We start from the raw sequence: 17,717 nt of genomic DNA on the forward strand, positions 1-17,717 counted from the left end.
GCCCCCTCACCAGGCCAGCGAACGGTCAACGGCGTGCAGCACCCGGTCCAGGTCCGGGAGGAAGTCGTCTTCCAGCTTGCTCGGTGGGTAGGGCGTGTCGAAGCCGGTGACCCGCAGGACCGGGGCCTCCAGCGAGTAGAAGCACTCCTGTTGCACGCGGGTGGCGATCTCCGCGGTCAGCGACGACTCGCGCGGCGCCTCGCTCACCGCGATCAGCCGCCCGGTCTTGCGCACCGACGCGAACACCGGGTCGAGGTCCAGCGGCGACAGCGTGCGCAGGTCGATGACCTCCAGGTCGATGCCGTCCTCGGCGGCGGCGGTGGCCGCGTCCAGGCAGGTGCGCACCATCGGGCCGTAGCAGACGAGGGTGGCCGACGAGCCCTGGCGCAGCACCCGCGAGCTGAACAGCGGCTGCGGCGGGACGCTGAGGTCGACCTCCTGGGCGCGCTCGTGGTAGCGCCGCTTGGGCTCGAAGAAGATCACCGGGTCGTCGCACTCGATGGCCTGCTGGATCATCCAGTACGCGTCCAGCGGGTTGGAGCAGGACACCACGCGCAGCCCGGCGGTGTGGGCGAAGTACGACTCGGGTGACTCGGAGTGGTGCTCGACCGCGCCGATGCCGCCGCCGAACGGGATCCGGATCACCACCGGCATCTTCACCCTGCCCTGGCTGCGGAAGTGCAGCTTGGCGAGCTGGCTGACGATCTGGTCGAACGCGGGGAACACGAACCCGTCGAACTGGATCTCGCACACCGGCCGGAAGCCGCGGATGGCCAGGCCGACGGCGGTGCCGACGATGCCGGACTCGGCCAGCGGGGTGTCCAGCACGCGCTGTTCGCCGAAGTCCTTCTGCAGGCCGTCGGTGATCCGGTAGACGCCGCCGAGCTTGCCGACGTCCTCACCCATCACCAGCACCTTGGGGTCGGCCTCCATGGCCGCGCGCAACCCCATGTTCAGGCCCTTGGCCATGGTCAGTTTCTGCGTCGCGGACGCTGTCTTCACCGTGCGGTCCATCGCAGGAGCCACCATCAGTGCTCACCACCCTGTGCACCAGTCGAGGCGTCGGCGAAACCGTGCAGGTAGTCCAGGAACTCGTCGCGCTGCGCGGCGAGCACCGGGTGCTCGTCCGCGTAGACCTCGGAGAAGATCCGGCCGGGCGGCGGGTCGGGCATGTTCACGCAGAACTCCCGGAACCCGGCGGCGAGTTCGTCGGACTCGGCCTGCACCTCGTCGAAGAACGCCTGGTCGGCCCACTGCTGCTTGACCAGGTGCACCCGGACCCGCTCGATCGGGTCCTTGAGCTTCCACGCCTCCAGCTCGTCGGCGAGCCGGTAGCGGGTGGGGTCGTCGGAGGTGGTGTGCGCGTCCATCCGGTAGGTGAACGCCTCGATGAGCACGGGGCCGTTGCCGGTGCGGCACTGGTCCAGCGCCCACCTGCTGACCGCGAGGGTGGCCAGCACGTCGTTGCCGTCCACCCGGATGCCGGGGAAGCCGTAGCCGCGGGCGCGCTGGTAGAGGGGGAGGCGGCTCTGCCGTTCGGTGGGCTCGGAGATGGCCCACTGGTTGTTCTGGCAGAAGAACACCACGGGCGCGTCGTACACGGCGGCCCACACGCAGCCCTCGTGCACGTCGCCCTGGCTGGTGGCGCCGTCGCCGAAGAACACCATGGTGGCTTCGCCGTCCTGGTCGCCGACCTTGCCCTCGAAGCGCTGGCCCATGGCGTAGCCGGTGGCGTTGAGCACCTGGTTGCCGATGACGATGACGTAGAGCTGGAACCGGTGCTCGTAGGGGTCCCAGGTGCCGTGGTCGGTGCCGCGGAAGATGCCGAGCAGGTCGGTCGGCTTGACCCCGCGGCACCAGGCCACGCCGTGTTCCCGGTAGCTGGGGAAGGCCATGTCGCGGTCGGTCAGCGCGCGGCCCGCGCCGATCTGCGCGGCTTCCTGGCCGAGCAGCGGCACCCAGATGCCGAGCTGCCCCTGCCGCTGGAGGGCGTTGCCTTCGCGGTCAAACCGCCTGACCAGAACCATGTCGCGGTACAGCCCGCGCAGTTGTTCGGCCGTGATGTCGATGTCGAAGTCCGGGTGGTGCACCCGCTCCCCTTCCGGGGTCAGCAGTTGCACCAGCTCGGCACCGCCTTCGCTTGTTGCTCGCAAGCCCGCGATCACCTGTTCCGCTGTTGGTGTGCCAGCGGTAGCGGCAGGCGCACCATCCGGGTGCGGTCGCGTCCACTGCTCGGGGGACGACATAGCGCCTTCTCCTCTGTCAAGGCCGTTCCAGCCGCTTGTGACGGTCCGGAAACGGCGACGCCGCCGGCTACCGCCGCCCAGGTAGGAGCGAGCAGCAACCGTCAGCGCTGACGGTTCTCGCCACCATCCTGGCATGGTCCCGGTCACCTTAGTCAGGTCCAGCCTTGGTTTTCATCCCCTGAACATGCCCCTGAGCTGGGAAAACAATAGGAAGAGCGACCGTAGGGAGTCCGATCTTCGGGACCGCTAGCACTCACTCGGGCGGGCCGTTTTCGCATTCGCACACGCTCCGCGGACCCGTTCCGGCACCCCGGAACGGTGGGATGGCGACCGGATCGGCTGTGGTCAAACACACACGGTCAACGGCGGTGACAGCCGGTCATGGCGTCCGGGACGTGGGACGGCAGCGGCGGTTGGCGCCCTCGGGGGAACCTAGGATCGGGCCATGGACCGACCTGTGCTGCGTGAGACCGTCCGCCGTCTGTGGGATCACGACATCCTGCCGAGCCTGTCCGACCTGGTGGCCGTGCCCGCGGTGTCCCCGGTCTTCGACCCGCAGTGGGAGCGGACCGGCTTCCTGGACGCCGCCGTCGAGCACATGCGCGCCTGGCTGACAGGCCGCGATCTGCCCAACGCCAGCGTCGAGGTCGTGCGGCTGCCCGGTCGCAGCCCGGTCCTGGTGGTCGACGTGCCGGCCAGCGCGGGCGCCGAGGACGCCGGCACCGTGCTGCTCTACGGCCACCTGGACAAGCAGCCCCCGGTCGGCGGCTGGTCCGAGGGCCTGGGGCCGTGGAGCCCGGTGCTGTGCGAGGAGGACGGCGTCCGCAAGCTCTACGGCCGGGGCGCGGCCGACGACGGCTACGCCGGGTTCGCGGCGAGCGCGGCCATCGAGGCGGTGCGCGCGGCCGGTGGCCGGCACGCCCGGTGCGTGCTGCTGCTGGAGACCGGTGAGGAGTCCGGCAGCCCCGACCTGCCCGCCTACCTGGAGCACCTGCGCGCGACGCTGGGCGAGGTGTCCCTGGTCGTCTGCCTGGACGCCGGCGGCAACGACTACCAGCGGATGTGGCTGACCACGTCGCTGCGCGGCCTGGTGCAGGTGCGGCTGACCGTGCGGGTGCTGGAGGTCGGCCAGCACTCCGGCATCGCCAGCGGCCTGGTGCCCAGCTCGTTCCGGATCGTCCGGCAGCTGCTGGACCGGCTGGAGGACGCGGGCACCGGCGAGGTCCGGCTGGCCGAGATGCACACGGACGTGCCCGCCGACCGGCTCGCCGAGATCCGCGACGCCGTGGCCACCGCGCCCGGTTCGATGACCAACTGGCCGGTGGTGCCCGGGGTGTCCCTGGTCGCCACCGACGAGGTCGAGCTGGCCCTGAACAACGCCTGGCGGCCCACCCTGTCGGTGATCGGCGCGGACGGCCTGCCCAGCCCGGAGAACGCCGGCAACGTGCTGCGCCCGTTCACCACGCTGTGCCTGAGCTTCCGGCTGCCGCCCACGGTGGACGCGGACCGGGCGCTGGAGGCGGTGCGCACCGCGCTCACCACGGACGTGCCCTACGGCGCGCAGGTGGAGATCAGCCACACCGAGACCGGCGCCGGCTGGAACGCCCCGACGCTGGCGCCCTGGCTGCGCGCCGCCCTGGACCAGGCCGGCGACGAGGTGTTCGGCGCGCCGTGGCGGGCCAGCGGGCTGGGCGGGTCCATCCCGTTCATGGGCCTGCTGCACGAGGCCTACCCGAAGGCCCAGTTCGTGGTGACCGGCGTGCTCGGCCCGGACAGCAACGCGCACGTGCCGGACGAGTGGCTGCACGTCGACTACGCGGTCCAGGTCACCGAGGCGGTGGCCCGCATCCTCGACGCCCACGCCGGGGCCGGCGCCACGGCCTGACCGGCCACCCCCGCCCGGCCGGCGCTCACCCGGCTGGCCGGGCGGGACTCACGCGACCGGCCGCGCCGGGTTCGTGGCGGTGGGCAGCTGCCGGAAGAACGCGCTCAGCTCGGCCACCTGCGCGGGGTGGAAGGCCCGCTTGGGCAGCGTGGCGATGGTCCGCCTGGTCTGGTGGAGCACGAAGAACTCCGGCGTCTCCTCGACCTTGTGGAAGCCCCGCCAGTTGTACTCGGCCTTGTCCAGGTCGGTTTCCACCCGGTAGCTGTGCTCGGTGATCAGCACGTGGGTGGGGCGGATGAACCTGGCGGCCATCCTGCGGATGACCAGCCCGGGCACGAGTTCCAGCGCCACGGCGCCCGCGACCGCCACCGCCAGGCAGACGACGACCACCTGGTACCGCTCGAAGAGCGCGACGCTCAGCGCCGTGAGCACGACGAGCAGGCCGCAGGCCGACCAGACCAGCACCCGGGCAGGGCGGAGGGTGCGGCGCACGCCCCGGCTGATCTCCTTGCGGTCCGGTTGGTAGGTGGTGGTCACGTACATGCTGGTGTCTCCGGTCGGCCGTGGGGGCCTGGTCGGCACGCCTGGCGCGGGCAGCTCGGCCCCGAGGGGCGGCCCGGTCGTCGCGGCCCCGTCCCTCGGCACCCGCCGCCCGGAGCCGTGGTGATCAGTCGCCCCCGACAAGGTGCGATCATTGTCAATGGCCTGGGCGGAAAATCCAACCAATGGGCTAATTGCTGGTGTTGGCAGCCCTGGGGCGGCCCTGAGCTGGGCCGATCAACGCGGCGTCACCCGTTTGGGCCTGCGTGAGATGTCAACTCGCAGGGTTTGCAACGTCGACTCGCGCTGCCTGAACGTGCAACTCGCGGGGTTTGCAACGTCGACTCGCGGGTTTGCTTGTGGGAATTGATCGCGGGTGGAGTGCACATCCGGGGTGCGGCGGGGCGTTTTCCGGTCCGGCAACCACTGGGCTGCGAAGGGAGCGATGGTGCGTGATGGGTTCGACCAGTTCGTCGCCGAGCGATTAGACCGGCTGCTGGGCTACGCCACCGCCCTGGCCTGCGATCCCCACCTGGCGCAGGACATCGTGCAGGAGGTGCTGGTGCGCGCGCAGGTGCGCTGGGCGCGGATCGGCGCCATGGCCGCGCCCGACCTGTACGTGCGGCGGATGATCACCAACGAGTACCTGTCCTGGCGGCGCCGGCGGGCCCGCCGGGACGTCGCCGCGGAGCACCGCACGCTCGACGCGCTCGGCACCCCCACCGCCGATCCGGCCGACCGGTGCGCCGAGCGGGACGCCATGCGGGCCCGCATCGCGGTGCTGCCGCGCAAGCAGCGGGCCGCGCTCGTGCTGCGCTACTACGAGGACCGCAGTGACGCGGACATCGCCGCCGTCCTCGGCTGCACCGCCGCCACCGTGCGCAGCCACATCTCCCGCGCGCTCCGCACCCTGCGCGCGGCCGACACCGCCGTGGGAACGCCACGGCTGCGGGAGGCGATCACATGAGCTTCGACCCCACCGAACACCTCGTCCGGGAGGCGCTGGCCGAGGAGGCCGCCCGGGCCGTCGACCCCCAACTCGTCCGGGACGAGCTGCACCGGCGCGGGCGGCACGCCACGAGCTGGTGGCGCCGCGGCCCGGTCCTGGTGGCCACGGCGGTCACGGCCGTCGCCGCCGCGGCACTCGGCGTTGTCGCCCTGCCCCGGCTGGGGGTGGCGCACAGTGGCGCGGTGGCCGGCGCGGACGGGTCAGCGGTGAACCAGAACATCCTGCTGGCCGGGTTCGACGAGTTCGGCCTCACCGACTCGATCATGCTGGCGCACCTGGGCGCGGACGGATCGGCCTCGGTCGTGTCCCTGCCCCGCGACTCGTGGGTGACCGTGCCCGGCCACGGCATGGCCAAGCTGAACTCCGTCTACCGCCGCGCCCGGGAGGACGCGCTGGCCCAGGGGCGGGACGAGACGGCCGCCGCCCAGGCCGGCACGGGCAAGCTGATCGAGACCGTGCGGGACCTCACCGGGGTGGGCGTCGACCACTACGCCCTGGTCGACATGGCCGGCTTCGACCGGCTGAGCACCGCGGTGGGCGGGGTCGCGGTGTGCGAGCGGACCGTGGTCGTGGACCCGGGCTCCGGCCAGGTCGTCTCGGGTGGCCGCCAGGAGCTGTCCGGGCCGGCGGCCCTGGAGTTCCTCCGGCAGCGCCGCGACCTGCCCCGGGGTGACCTGGACCGGATCGCCCGGTTGCAGGCGTTCACCGGTGCGCTGGTGCGCAAGCTGGTGACCGGGACGGTCCTGACCGACGAGCAGAGCCGCACCGCCCTGCTGACGGCGGTCCGGGACAGCGTGCGCGTGGACCCCGGCTGGGACCTGATCGGGTTCGCCGAGCAGGTGCGCGGCCTCCGGGTGGACTCGCTGCGCATGGCCACCATCCCGGTCGGCGACCAGAGCCTGGTGGTGCCGGATGGCGGCCATGCCGTCGAGGTCGTGCCCGACCAGGTGCGCTCGTTCGTCCAGGCGTTCACCACCGGTACCGGCAGCACCGCGGGAACCGGCAACACCGCCGGCACCAGTGGCACCGCCGACCCCGGTGGCAGCACCCCGTCCGGTGGCAACACCGCACCCGGCAACACCGCACCCGGGGACACCGCCGCGCCCGGCACCACCGAGTACGTGCCCTGCGCGAACTGACCGCCCGCGAACCGACCACATCGGACAGATCGGACGCCGAAAACGGTTGGCGCACCAGGGAGAACCGGAACCGGCCGGCAACCGCGGGGGCACTCCTCGCGGCACCGGCCGGTCACGGCGGGCGGAACCCGGGCGCGCGGCCCGCCTTCGGGGTCAGCCGGCCAGTGCCCGAACGGCGGCGGCCAGCCGGGTGATGCCGGTGTCGATCTGCTCGGGCGACAGGCCCGCGAAGGCCAGCCGGACCGCGTTGTGGCCGCCGTCGAGCAGGAAGTCGGTGCCGTTGACGAAGGCCACGCCGTGCTCGCGCGCGACCGGGGCGAGCCGGTCGACCAGCACGCCCTCGGGCAGTTCGACCCACATGAAGTAGCCGCCCTGCGGCGGGGTGAACCGCGCCTCGGGCAGCTCCCGGCGCAGCGCGGCGACCAGGGCGTCGCGCCGCTCGCGCAGGGCCGTCCGCACCACGCTGATCGACCGGTCGAGCAGGCCGGAGCGGCAGTACTCGTTGACGATCGACTGGGACACCATGTTCGGCGAGATGTAGGTGTTGGTGGCCAGCTTGATGACCTCCGCCAGCACCTTCTTCGGGCCGACCAGGTAGCCGCAGCGCAGGCCGGGCGCGACCGTCTTGGAGAACGACGACGCGTAGACCACGGTGTCGGCGGTGTCCTGGGACAGCATGGTGGGCAGCGGCTCGCCCTCGAACCGGATCGACACGTAGGGGTCGTCCTCGAACACGACGAAGCCGTGCTCGGCGGCGAGCGCCAGCAGCTGGGTGCGCTTGGCCGCGCTGAGCGTGTAGCCGGCCGGGTTCTGGAAGTTGGGGATGATGTGCGCCAGCGCGGGCCGCACCCCACCGTCCACCAGGGACCGCAGCGCGGCCACGTCGACGCCGTCGGTCTCCAGGTCGACCGCGTGCACGGTGGCGCCGCGCTGCCGCAGGCTGAGCAGGGTGCGGTCGTAGGTGGGGGCCTCGACCACCACGTCGTCGCCTGGCCGCACCAGCGTCTGGAACAGGAAGGCGTCGGCCTGCATGGACCCGTTGGTCACCAGCACCTGGTCCACGTCCACGCCGTGCTGCTCCGCGATCCACTCGCGCAGCGGCAGGTAGCCGCCGGCCGTGCCGTAGCCGAACGTGCCGGCCGGGTCGGTGCTGAACGCTTTCTGCGTCGCCTCGGCCAGCCCTTGGGTGTCGATGATGTCCAGCGACGGGGCGCCGCGGGTGAACGGGATCAACGCATCCGGGGTCATGGGCGCGAGCGTATAACCAGCACCGCCGGCCGGGCCCGCGAGTTGTGCCGGCCCGCGGTGCCCCCTCGGTTCACCAGCTCAGCGCCCCCGGGGTTCAGCGGCTCAGGCTGGTCTCGTGCCGCATGTGCGCCAGCTTCTCGGGGTGCGCACGGCGTAGAGCCCGGTGATCAGGCCGCCCTCGACGCGCACCGCCACCACGGTGTCGATCTCCCCGTCCCGCCGCAGCACCAGCGCCGGGTGGCCGTTGACCTGCGCCGGCCGCAGGGCCGCCGCGGCGATCCGGGCCAGCACCGGGGCCACGCTCGCCGCCAGACACCGGACCCGCCCGGTCTGTGACACCGCCCGGGCTGTGCCACCGCCCGGTCCGGTCGCGCGAGTGGTCGGCCCGCGTGTGGTGGCCGTCACCGGTCCCGTGCTGTCACACGGCGCGCGCCGCCGGCATCTGGTGGTCGTCGCGCGGCGCCGCCGCGGACCAGCCCACCCGACACCACCACGTGAGGACAGTGCCATGACTTCCCGGTTCAACCTGTTCGACAACGAACTCGGCGGCAAGTTCGCCAAACGGTTCGGCAACGCCAGCCTGGTGATCATCCAGTCGGCGCTGCCGAAGTCCACTCAGGAACTGGTGCAGTTGCGCGTCAGCCAGATCAACGGCTGTGGCTGGTGCGCCGACGTCCACACCAAGGACGCCGCCGCCGCCGGTGAGACCGCGGTGCGGCTCAACCTGGTCGCCACCTGGCGTGAGTCCACTGTGTTCACCAACGCCGAGCGGGCCGCGCTGGCGCTCGCCGAGGAGGGCACCCGGCTCGCCGACGCCCACCCCGGCGTGTCCGACCAGACCTGGGCCCGGGTGCGCGAGCACTACACCGACGACCAGATCGCCGCGCTGGTCGCGCTGGTCGCCCAGATCAACGCGGCCAACCGGCTCGCCGTGATCACGCGCCAGCAGGGCGGCTCCTACCAGCCCGGCATGTTCGCCACCGCCACGGCGAACTGATCACGGGCGGATCCCGGCCCGGCCCAGGACCACCCCGGTCCGGGGCCGGGTCGCGGCCCGCCGCCGCGGGTACGGTGTGCGGCCGTGTCCCAATCCACCACCCAGTCCACCACCAGGGCTGCCTACGACGCCGTCGTCACCGTCTACGCGGAACTCGTCCGCGACTTCCTCGCGGACCTGCCGCTGGAACGCGCGATGCTGGCCGCGTTCGCCGAACTCGTGCGGACCCACGACGCCGGACCCGTCGCCGACCTCGGTTGCGGCCCCGGCCAGCTGACCGCGCACCTGCACGACCTCGGGCTCACCACCTTCGGGGTGGACCTGTCCCCCGCGATGATCGCCCGGGCCCGCCAGGACCACCCGCACCTGCGGTTCGACGAGGGCACGATGACCGCGCTGGAGATCGGCGATGGGGTGCTCGGCGGCATCCTCGCGCACTTCTCCACCATCCACACCCCGCCGGCGGAACTGCCGGTGGTGTTCGCCGAGTTCCACCGGGTGCTCGCGCCAGGCGGCCACCTGCTGCTCGGGTTCTTCGCCGGCGACGACCCGCGGCCGCAGGAGTTCGACCACAAGGTCACGCTCGCCTACCGGTGGTCGCCGGACAGCCTCGCGGAGCTGTTGCGGCAGGCCGGGTTCGTCGAGGTGGGCCGGTTGCGGCGGGAGCCGCGCGAGGGCGAGCGGCAGTTCCACCAGGCGCACCTGCTGATGCGCAAGCCGCCCCAGGGCTGACCAACGCCTGCGGCCGGTGTGGGCGGGCGCTACGCCCGCGCCGACCGGTGCGCGGTGCCGGCGAGCTGGGCGAACGAGCGGACCAGCGGGTTCTCCCGCGCGCTCGCCCAGGCGACGACGAGGCGACTCGGCGGCATGTCGGTGAGGGGTGCCACGGTCAGCCCGTCGGGCAGGGCGTGGCTGAGCGGCGCGATCCCGACCATGCCGTTCCACAGCACGGCTTGCAGGCACTCGGTGACCGTGCGCACCACCGGGCCGGCGGGCCGTTCCCCGACCGGTGCCGCCCCGTTCCAGTAGGCGCGCCAGATCGGGTCGGTGCCGTCCGGCAGCTGGAACCAGGGCCGGTCGGCGAGGTCGGCCAGCCGCAGGGGACCGCGGTTGGCGAGCGGGTCGTCGGTGCGCAGCACCGCCCCGACCCGCTCGGAGCGCAGCACGCGCGTGCTGATCCCGGTGTCGTCAAAGGGAGTTCGGGTGAGCGCCACGTCGACCAGCCCGGCGCGCAGCCCGGTGGTGGGGTCGGTGAAGTCGGCCTCGCGGAAGCGGATCGCCACCTCGGGGTGGCGGCGGCGGAACGCCGCGGCCACGCTGGTGCCGAGTTCCCGGCCGGTGTCGGCGAGCGTGCCGACGGTGAGCGTGGCCGCCCCGGCCGCCGCGGTCACCCGCGCGCGGGCCCGCTCCGCCTGTTCCAGCAGGGCGGTGGCCTCCGCGTACAGGGTCTGCCCGGCGGCGGTCAGCGCCACGCCCGCGGCCGACCGGTGCAGCAGCACCACACCCAGGTCGGTTTCCAGCTGCTTGATGGCCCGGCTCAGCGGCGGCTGCGTCATGTGCAGCCGGGCGGCCGCGCGCCCGTAGTGGCGTTCCTCGGCCACGGCGACGAAGTAGTGCAGCAACCGGAACTCCACGACCAGCGACGATACCCGTGCGGCATCGGGTTGCCCGGATGGGTGTTGGACGCCGGCCGGGCGGCGGCGTGACAGTCGGGACATGGATTTCGCACCACTCACGCACGATCCGGTCGTCGACGTCAACCGGGCCGAGGAACTCGACCGCGACCTGGTGGTGATCCCCGACGGCGGCGTGGGCCTCGTGCCCAACGTCGGCGTGATCGGCGGCAGCCACTCGGTGCTGGTCGTCGAGACCGGGTTGGGGCCGCGCAACGCCGAGCGGCTGCTCACCTTCGCCACCGAGTACGCCAGGGGCCGCAGGCTGTACCTGACCACGACGCACTTCCACCCCGAGCACGCGTTCGGCGCGCAGGTCTTCGCGGGCGCGGCCACCTACCTGGTCAACCGCGCGCAGGCCGAGGACCTCGCCGGCAGGGGGCCGGGCTACCTGGAGATGTTCCGCGGGCTGGGCGCGCCGGTCGCGCGGGCGCTGGACGGTGTCGAACTGGTCGCGCCGGACGTGGTCTACGCCGAGCACCACGACCTGGACCTGGGCGGCCGGGTGGTGCGCCTGCGCGCCACGGGACGCGCGCACAGCAGGGGCGACCAGGTGGTGCTGGTGCCCGACGCCGGTGTCCTGTTCACCGGTGACCTGGTCGAGGCCGGCCAGTTCTCGATCTTCCCGTGGTTCCCGCCGCACGACGTGGACGTCTCCGGGCTGGGGTGGATCGAGGTGATGCACCGCCTGATCGCCACCGACCCGAGGGTGGTGGTGCCCGGCCACGGCGCCGTCGCCGGCCCCGGGGTGCTCGCCGACGTCCGCGACTACCTCGAACTGCTGCTCGACGAGACGTGGGCGCGGCGGGACTCGGCGATGAGCGAGGAGACGATCGCCGCCGAGGTCGAGGCGCTGATGGTGCAGCGGCACCCGGAGTGGACCGGGCGGGACTGGATCAGCAGGGGCGTCGGCTGCTTCTGTGCGGAGCACGGCTGACCCGCCGGGCCCCCGGCCGCACCGCCCGTGCCGGGACCTGCCGCGTCCCGGCCACCGGTGCGCGGGTCACGAGCGGGCGGGTGCCGAGTGGTGGCGCTTGCCCATGACGTAGGTGGCGGCCACGGCGCGCTCGTCGCCGAGGGTCATCAGCGCGAACAGCCGCTCCTGGAAGCTGGTGGCGACCTCGGTGCGGCGGGCCAGCACCGGGGTGGCGGCCCAGTCCAGCACGACGAAGTCGGCTTCCTTGCCCGGTTGGAAGTTGCCGATCTGCTGGTCCAGTTGCAGCGTCCGCGCGCCGCCCAGGGTGGCCAGGTAGAAGCCGCGCGCCGCGGACAGCCGTTTTCCTTGCAGCGCCTGGACTTTGTACGCCTCGTTCAGGGTCTGCAGTAGCGAGTAGCTGGTGCCGCCGCCGATGTCGGTGCCCAGCCCGACCTGCACGCGGGCGCCGCGCGCCTCGGCCAGCTGGAACAGGCCGCTGCCCAGGAACAGGTTGGACGTGGGGCAGTGCGCGATGGACGAGTGGGTGGCGGCCAGCCGGGTGCGGTCCTGGTCGTCGATGTGCACGCAGTGCGCGAACACCGAGCGCGGCCCGAGCAGGCCGAACCGGTCGTAGACGTCGATGTAGGAGCGGGCGTTGAACATCGTGCGCACCAGGTCGACCTCGGCGCGGTTCTCGGCGGCGTGCGTCTGCAGCCACAGGTCGGGCCGCTCCTGGCGCAGCTGGCCGACCATCTGCAGCAGCTGCTCGGTGGAGGTGGGTGCGAACCGGGGCGTGATGCTGTAGCCGAGCCGGCCCCGGCCGTGCCAGCGCGCGATCAGGTCCAGGGTCTGCTCCCTGGCCTGCGCCACGCTGAGGTCGCGCAGGTGGCTGGGCGCGTGGGGTTCGCGGTCCATCAGCACCTTGCCGCACAGCACGCGCAGGTTGCGCCGCTCGGCCTCGGCGAAGAACGCGTCCACCGAGTTGGCGTGCACGGTGGGGAACACGCTGGCGGTGGTGGTGCCGGCGGCCAGCATCCGGTCCAGGAAGAAGCTGGCCATCAGCTCGGCGTGCCGGGGCTGGTCGAACCGGGACTCGGCCGGGTAGACGTACTTGTCCAGCCACTGCGGCAGCTGCTCGCCGTAGCTGGCGATCACGTCGACCTGGCTGTAGTGCGCGTGGGTGTCCACGAAACCGGGCAGCACCAGCTGGCCGCGGTGGTCGATCACCTTGGCGTCGGCGGTGTGCTGGTCGGACAGCCGCTGCACCGGCCCCAGCCACACCACCTTGCCGTTCTCGATGACCAGCGCGCCGTCCTCGAACAGCTCCCACGCCTGCTCGGCCGGCGGGTCACCGGGATCGTCCAGGAAGTGCAGCAGGCACCCGTACACCACGGTGCGGTCGCAGCCGCTCGGGTCGGCGGCGTCGGCGTCCGGGTCGGCCGCGCGGTCGGTGGGCTGCCGGGGGCTGGCGTTGGCAGTGGCCATGGAGGTCATCAGATCAGCCGTGGCGGCCAGGCCGAGGCCGGCCAGGAAGTGCCTGCGTCCCACTGCGGAGAGCGTAGCCAAGCGGTTACCAGGAGTCACGGCGCCAGTATCGAGGCGAATTCGATCTTGTGCCGGGCAACGCCACACCTGGGCGCCCTGATTCACCTGACCGGTGCCGATCAGCCGGCACGGCCCGGCCGGCGGTGCCGATCAGCCGGCACGGCCCGGCCGGCGGTGCCGATCAGCCGGCACGGCCCGGCCGGCGGTGCCGATCAGCCGGCCGCGTCCGGTCCGGGCGTGCCGATCAGCGCGGCGATGCCGTCGAGCAGCCGGCCGAGGCCGAACTCGAACAGGCCGTCGAGGTTGTAGTCGACCTCGTTGCGGGTGAACAGGCCGACCAGCGACGGCACCGTGCCCGCACTGGCCATCGCGGACAGCACCGCGTCGCCGTTGGCCTCCATCCACTCCGCGTCCCGCATGCCGGTGTCCCGTTCGGACTCGGTCTGCGTCGCCAGGTTCACCGCAACGCCCCGCACGTAGTTGAACACCGTGATGTAGGCGTAGGTGATGGTGGCCGCGTCGAGACCGACCCCGGTCAGGGCGCGGACCAGCCACTCCCCGTGCAGCATCATGTTGGGCAGCAGCTGCGGCTTGCCCACCGAGATCACCTGCGCCAGCCACGGGTGCCGCTGGTACAGCTCCCACTCCAGCCGCGCGGCCAGTTCCAGTTGCGCGCGCCAGCCCGCCGGGCGGTGCTCCGGCAGCCGGGCCTCGCCGAACGCGGTGTCGGCCAGCAGCAGCACCAGTTCGTCCTTTCCGGACACGTGCCGGTACAGCGACATGGTGGCCGCGCCCAGTTCGGTGGCGACCCGCCGCATGGACAGCGCGGCCAGCCCCTCGGCGTCGGCCAGACCGAGGGCCGCGTGCACGATCCGGTCCCTGGACAGCTCGCCCTCGGGGGCACGCGGCTGCCGCCGGGCCGCCGGCGCGCGGTGGCACGCGGGGTCGGCCACCACGGTGCCGACCCCGGACACGGCCCGCACCAGCCCCTCCTGGCGCAGGGTGGCCAGCACCTTGGTGGCGGTGGCGATGGCCACGCCCCACTCCTGGGTGATCCGCCGCGCCGAGGGCACCCGGTCGCCCGGCCGCAGCTCGCCGTCGCTGATCCGGCGCCGGATCTCACCGGCGATCCGCAGGTAGGGCGGTTCGCCCCGCTCGTCGACCCGGTTCACGTCGCCTCCCCGTCCCGCCACCAGCACACCCCAGTACTAGTACACCAGCCTGGCCGGAAACGCGAGCGGCACGACTCGGGCGTGCCCCCGCCCGCCCCGGTCACCAACGAGGTTTCCGATTGCTTTCCCGGGACATCCACCTGGGGCGGGCTCGCCGCGACAATGCCGGCGAACTAGTACAGTTGACGATGTACGCAGTATTTGTACGGTGTACTCATGTCCGACACCGCGTCCCCGCCCGCCGCACTGCCCACCACCAGGACCTGCCCGTTCGACCCGCCCGCCGAACTCGCCCGGCTGCGGGCGGAGCAGCCGGTCAGCCGCCTGGTCTTCGCCGACGGCTCGGCCGGCTGGCTGGTCACCGACCACGCGCTGGCCCGCCAGGTGCTGGCCGATCCCCGGTTCAGCTCGCGCGGCGACCTGCTGCGCTCCCCGCTGCGCCAGCGCGAGCCGGAGCCACCCGTGCCCGGGATGTTCATCTTCATGGACCCGCCCGAGCACCACCGCTACCGCAAGCTGCTCACCGGCCAGTTCACCGTGCGCCGGATGAACCAGCTCGAAGCGGAGGTCAGCCGGATCGTCGAGGAGCGGCTGGACGCGATGGAACAGCACGGCCCGCCGGTCGACCTGGTGGACGTGTTCGCGCTGCCGGTCGCCACCCAGCTGATCTGCCAGCCGCTCGGCGTGCCCTACGAGCAGCACGAGACCTTCGAGCGGCAGGCGAGCGCCATGCTCAGCCTGGCCGCCGGCCCGGCGGCGGACGCGGCCGGCGAGGCCATGTTCGGCTTCCTGCACGGGCTGGCGGCCAGCCGGCGGGCCGCCCCGGCCGACGACCTGATCAGCGACCTGGTCACCAGGGGCGGACCGGACGGCACCGGCCTGGATGCCGCTGGGGTGGACGGCACTGGGCTGGATGCCGCTGGGCTGGACGGCACCGGGTTGGATGACACCGGGTTGGATGACACCGAGGTGGCCGGCATCGCCATGATGCTGCTCGTCGCCGGCCACGAGACCACGGCCAACATGCTCGGCCTCGGCACGTTCGCGCTGCTGCGCCACCCCGCCCAGCTGGCCGCGCTGCGCGCCGATCCCGGGTTGGCCGGCGGCGCGGTCGAGGAGCTGCTGCGCCACCTGAGCATCGTCCAGTACGAGATGAACCGGACCGCGCTGGCGGACGTCGAGCTGGGCGGCCAGCTGATCAGGGCCGGCGAGGCGGTGTGCGTGTCGCTGCCCGCGGCCAACCGCGACCCGAACCGGTTCGAGCGCCCCGACGAACTGGACATCACCCGCTCGGCACGGGGCCACCTGGCCTTCGGGCACGGCGTGCACCAGTGCCTCGGCCAGCAGCTGGCCCGCGTCGAGCTGCGCGTCGGCTTCACCGCGCTGTTCCGCCGGTTCCCCGCGCTGCGCCTGGCCGTGCCGGCCGAGGAGGTGCCGCTGCGCGTGGACCGGGGCATCTACGGCGTGTACCGGCTGCCGGTCAGCTGGTGAGCGGTTCCACCGCCGTGGTCACCGCTCCGCCGAGGTGGGTCCCACCACCGGCAGGGCCCGCGGCGACAGGCCCAGTGACCTGACCAGGTCGAGCATTTCCGCGCGGTAGAGCTTGTCCGACCGTTCGAGCTGGGGGCCGAGGTGGCCGTTGACCTCCAGGCTGATCAGCCCGTGCATCCGCCCCCACACCCGCAGGGCCAGGCCGAACACACCCGGGTCCAGGCCGGGCAGTGCCTCCTGGACCACCGCAGCCGAGGTGGCCGCGAAGTCCGACCACTCGTGCGCGTGCTCGGCCTGACCGTCCCGGACGTGCGGCCAGGCGGCGGCCACCAGTTCGGTGAGCCCGACGCAGGCGCGCTTGGCCGCCGCCGAGAACGAGCCGGCCTGCACGGTGGCGGCCACGTCCCCGTAGATCAGCCGGAACCCCGTCGGGTTGGCCAGCGCCCACTCGCGCAGGGCCAGCCCCCAGGCCGCGATCCGGCCGCCGGTGTCGTCGGCGGGCACGGCGTCCCGCGCGGCCTCCACCCGGTCCAGCACGGACGCGTACACGTCGTTGATCAGCTCGCGCAGCAGCGCGTCCCGGGTGGCGAAGTAGCCGTAGACCGCGCTGCCGCTCATGCCCATCTCCCGGGCGATGGCCCGCAGCGAGATGGCGTCCGGACCGCCCTCGGCCAGCAGCCGCAGCGCCGTCTCCTTGATCTCGGCGGTGGTTCGCGCCCGCAGCCGGGCCCGTCTGCGCTGCGTGTGCTCGTCCACCCTTGACACCTTACAGGGTTCGATTAGAGTGCACTGCTGTGAATTCTGCACGCCGTATAGAAAACGAGCGGCGCACGAGCGAGGGGGCGGCGACCATGACCAGGACCGTGTTGTTCGACGAGGTGGGCGGGCCGGAGGTGCTGCGCGTCGTGGACGTGCCCGTGGCCGATCCCGGCCCGGGCGAGGTGCTGGTGCGCGTCGAGGCCATCGGCCTGAACCGGGCCGAGGCGCTGTTCCGCTCGGGCGGCTACTACTACCCGGCGACCCTGCCCAACTCCCGGCTCGGCAGTGAGGCCGCGGGCGTGGTCGAGGCGGTCGGCCCCGGCGTGACCGACCACCGGCCCGGCGACACCGTGAGCGTGCTGGCGGTGTCCGGGTCCATGTCCGACCGCGGCGTGTACGCCGAGCGGATCGTGGTGTCCGCCAACGACCTGCTGCACCGGCCCGCCGAGGTGGACGCGGTCACCGGCGCGGCCGTGTGGCTGTCCTACCTCACCGCGTACGGCGCACTGGTCGAGGTCGGCCGGATGGCGCCCGGCGACCACGTGCTGATCACCGCCGCGTCCAGCGCGGCCGGCGTGGCCGCCATCCAGATGGCCAACCACGTGGGTGCCGTGCCCATCGCCGTCACCCGCACCGACGCCAAGCGGGACCGGCTGCTGGCGGCCGGTGCCGCGCACGTGCTCACCACGGCCGAGGGCGACCTGCCCGAGCGGGTCCGCGAACTCACCGACGGCCAGGGTGCCCGGCTGGTGTTCGACCCGGTGGCCGGCCCCGGCCTGGCCGAACTGGCCACCACCGTGGCGCGCGGCGGCATGCTGATCGTCTACGGCTGGCTGGACACCCGGCCCGCGCCCCTGCCGTTGAACTGGCCGCTGCACATCGTCGGCTACGGCCTCAACCTGCTGCTGGAGGACGAGGGGCAGCGCCGCCGCGGTGAGGCGTTCATCAACGCGGGCCTGCGCGCCGGCACGCTGGCCCCGATCGTGGACCGCACGTTCGACCTGGTCGACATCGTCGAGGCGCACCGCTACCTGGAGGCCAATAACCAGCTCGGCAAGATCGTGGTGACCGTCCAGCACTGACCCGACCCACGCGCC

Annotated in this window: 17 protein-coding genes; 8 read left to right on the forward strand and 9 right to left on the reverse strand. The window is 72.8% G+C overall.

The genetic code is table 11. The annotated features are described in order from the left end of the window. Positions 1 to 6: 6 nt before the first annotated feature. Together LX83_RS15745 and pdhA are read right to left on the reverse strand one after the other, a co-directional pair. Complete coding sequence (locus tag LX83_RS15745) at positions 7 to 1,029, reverse strand: alpha-ketoacid dehydrogenase subunit beta (RefSeq protein ID WP_253771910.1); 1,023 nt, start codon at positions 1,027 to 1,029, stop codon at positions 7 to 9. Continuing rightward, positions 1,029 to 2,246: a pyruvate dehydrogenase (acetyl-transferring) E1 component subunit alpha gene (pdhA, locus tag LX83_RS15750; RefSeq protein ID WP_253771912.1), complete on the reverse strand. Its 1,218-nt coding sequence runs from the start codon at positions 2,244 to 2,246 to the stop codon at positions 1,029 to 1,031. Before pdhA ends, LX83_RS15745 begins: the two co-directional genes overlap by 1 nt. A gap of 445 nt (positions 2,247 to 2,691) precedes the next feature. Between pdhA and LX83_RS15755 the strand changes: the two genes are divergently transcribed. Beyond that, positions 2,692 to 4,131: a M20/M25/M40 family metallo-hydrolase gene (locus LX83_RS15755; protein ID WP_253771914.1), complete on the forward strand. Its 1,440-nt coding sequence runs from the start codon at positions 2,692 to 2,694 to the stop codon at positions 4,129 to 4,131. Between the two features lie 48 nt (positions 4,132 to 4,179). Here the strand turns inward: LX83_RS15755 and LX83_RS15760 are convergent, their stop codons facing one another. Beyond that, positions 4,180 to 4,674 (reverse strand): YcxB family protein, encoded by a 495-nt coding sequence (locus tag LX83_RS15760; RefSeq protein ID WP_253771916.1) that lies wholly within the window; start codon positions 4,672 to 4,674, stop codon positions 4,180 to 4,182. Positions 4,675 to 5,116: 442 nt separating this feature from the next. On the opposite strand from LX83_RS15760, the gene LX83_RS15765 reads away from it, so the two are divergent. Continuing rightward, positions 5,117 to 5,638: a SigE family RNA polymerase sigma factor gene (locus LX83_RS15765; protein WP_253771918.1), complete on the forward strand. Its 522-nt coding sequence runs from the start codon at positions 5,117 to 5,119 to the stop codon at positions 5,636 to 5,638. Next, a complete protein-coding gene (locus tag LX83_RS15770) occupies positions 5,635 to 6,819 on the forward strand; it encodes an LCP family protein (RefSeq protein WP_253771919.1) in 1,185 nt (394 codons plus the stop codon). Before LX83_RS15765 ends, LX83_RS15770 begins: the two co-directional genes overlap by 4 nt. A gap of 153 nt (positions 6,820 to 6,972) precedes the next feature. On the opposite strand, the gene LX83_RS15775 is transcribed toward LX83_RS15770, so the two are convergent. Continuing rightward, positions 6,973 to 8,067: an aminotransferase-like domain-containing protein gene (locus LX83_RS15775; protein WP_253771920.1), complete on the reverse strand. Its 1,095-nt coding sequence runs from the start codon at positions 8,065 to 8,067 to the stop codon at positions 6,973 to 6,975. A 102-nt stretch (positions 8,068 to 8,169) separates the two neighbouring features. Then, complete coding sequence (locus LX83_RS15780) at positions 8,170 to 8,406, reverse strand: hypothetical protein (RefSeq protein ID WP_407649585.1); 237 nt, start codon at positions 8,404 to 8,406, stop codon at positions 8,170 to 8,172. Between the two features lie 169 nt (positions 8,407 to 8,575). Between LX83_RS15780 and LX83_RS15785 the strand changes: the two genes are divergently transcribed. Both LX83_RS15785 and LX83_RS15790 read left to right on the forward strand, forming a co-directional pair. Continuing rightward, positions 8,576 to 9,064, forward strand: coding sequence for a carboxymuconolactone decarboxylase family protein (locus tag LX83_RS15785; RefSeq protein ID WP_253771921.1), 489 nt, complete (start codon positions 8,576 to 8,578; stop codon positions 9,062 to 9,064). Between the two features lie 84 nt (positions 9,065 to 9,148). Then, positions 9,149 to 9,796, forward strand: a complete 648-nt coding sequence (locus LX83_RS15790) for a class I SAM-dependent DNA methyltransferase (protein WP_253771922.1) — start codon at positions 9,149 to 9,151, stop codon at positions 9,794 to 9,796. Positions 9,797 to 9,825: 29 nt separating this feature from the next. On the opposite strand, the gene LX83_RS15795 is transcribed toward LX83_RS15790, so the two are convergent. Continuing rightward, a complete protein-coding gene (locus LX83_RS15795) occupies positions 9,826 to 10,698 on the reverse strand; it encodes a LysR family transcriptional regulator (RefSeq protein ID WP_253771923.1) in 873 nt (290 codons plus the stop codon). A gap of 82 nt (positions 10,699 to 10,780) precedes the next feature. Between LX83_RS15795 and LX83_RS15800 the strand changes: the two genes are divergently transcribed. Then, positions 10,781 to 11,674 (forward strand): MBL fold metallo-hydrolase, encoded by an 894-nt coding sequence (locus tag LX83_RS15800; RefSeq protein WP_253771924.1) that lies wholly within the window; start codon positions 10,781 to 10,783, stop codon positions 11,672 to 11,674. Between the two features lie 66 nt (positions 11,675 to 11,740). Here the strand turns inward: LX83_RS15800 and guaD are convergent, their stop codons facing one another. After that, a complete protein-coding gene (gene guaD, locus LX83_RS15805) occupies positions 11,741 to 13,201 on the reverse strand; it encodes a guanine deaminase (RefSeq protein WP_253771925.1) in 1,461 nt (486 codons plus the stop codon). Between the two features lie 209 nt (positions 13,202 to 13,410). Continuing rightward, positions 13,411 to 14,391: a TetR/AcrR family transcriptional regulator C-terminal domain-containing protein gene (locus tag LX83_RS15810; RefSeq protein ID WP_253771926.1), complete on the reverse strand. Its 981-nt coding sequence runs from the start codon at positions 14,389 to 14,391 to the stop codon at positions 13,411 to 13,413. A gap of 195 nt (positions 14,392 to 14,586) precedes the next feature. Between LX83_RS15810 and LX83_RS15815 the strand changes: the two genes are divergently transcribed. Next, a complete protein-coding gene (locus LX83_RS15815; protein WP_253771927.1) occupies positions 14,587 to 15,861 on the forward strand; it encodes a cytochrome P450 in 1,275 nt (424 codons plus the stop codon). A gap of 18 nt (positions 15,862 to 15,879) precedes the next feature. Here LX83_RS15815 and LX83_RS15820 read toward each other — a convergent pair whose 3' ends face one another. Continuing rightward, positions 15,880 to 16,617, reverse strand: coding sequence for a TetR/AcrR family transcriptional regulator (locus tag LX83_RS15820; RefSeq protein ID WP_253771928.1), 738 nt, complete (start codon positions 16,615 to 16,617; stop codon positions 15,880 to 15,882). 95 nt (positions 16,618 to 16,712) lie between these two features. On the opposite strand from LX83_RS15820, the gene LX83_RS15825 reads away from it, so the two are divergent. Continuing rightward, the gene (locus LX83_RS15825; protein ID WP_253771929.1) at positions 16,713 to 17,702 is read left to right on the forward strand and encodes a zinc-dependent alcohol dehydrogenase family protein; all 990 of its coding nucleotides are present in this window, start codon (positions 16,713 to 16,715) and stop codon (positions 17,700 to 17,702) included. Positions 17,703 to 17,717 lie beyond the last annotated feature (15 nt).

The organism is Goodfellowiella coeruleoviolacea (assembly GCF_024171785.1).
Classification (GTDB): domain Bacteria; phylum Actinomycetota; class Actinomycetes; order Mycobacteriales; family Pseudonocardiaceae; genus Goodfellowiella; species Goodfellowiella coeruleoviolacea.